The organism is Maricaulis virginensis (genome assembly GCF_027922185.1).
Lineage (GTDB): Bacteria > Pseudomonadota > Alphaproteobacteria > Caulobacterales > Maricaulaceae > Maricaulis > Maricaulis virginensis.
Genome location: NZ_BSFE01000026.1, coordinates 1 through 542 on the forward strand (window position 1 = coordinate 1; position 542 = coordinate 542).

Genomic DNA, 542 nt, shown 5'->3' on the forward strand with positions numbered 1-542 from the left:
AAGGTGATCCCCTCCCGGGGCGCCTGGCTCGAGTTCGAGATCGACAAGCGTGACAGCGTCGGCGTCCGCATCGACCGCAAGCGCAAGCAGGCCGTCACGGTCCTGCTGAAGGCGCTCGGGTGGACCAACGAGCAGATCCTTGAGCGGTTCGGGCAGTACGAGTCCATGCGCGCCACCCTGGAGAAGGACCACACGGCCGGCCAGGACGACGCTCTGCTGGACATCTACCGCAAGCTGCGGCCGGGTGAGCCGCCGACCAAGGAGTCGGCGCAGACGCTGCTGGAGAACCTGTACTTCAACCCCAAGCGTTACGACCTGGCCAAGGTCGGCCGCTACAAGATCAACAAGAAGCTCGGCGTCGGCGCCGAGATCACCCAGGGCACGCTGACCGAAGAGGACATCGTCGCCACCATCGAGTACATCGTCAAGCTGCACGCGGGCGAGACCTCGATGCGGGGGGCGAACGACGAGATCGTCGTCGAGACCGACGACATCGACCACTTCGGCAACCGTCGTCTGCGCACGGTGGGCGAGCTCATCCA

1 pseudogene is annotated in these 542 nt (G+C 65.3%); it reads left to right on the forward strand.

Features of this window, described 5'->3' with window-relative positions:
• Positions 1 to 542 (forward strand): annotated as a pseudogene (locus PKE71_RS17570) (DNA-directed RNA polymerase subunit beta); the annotation flags it as partial.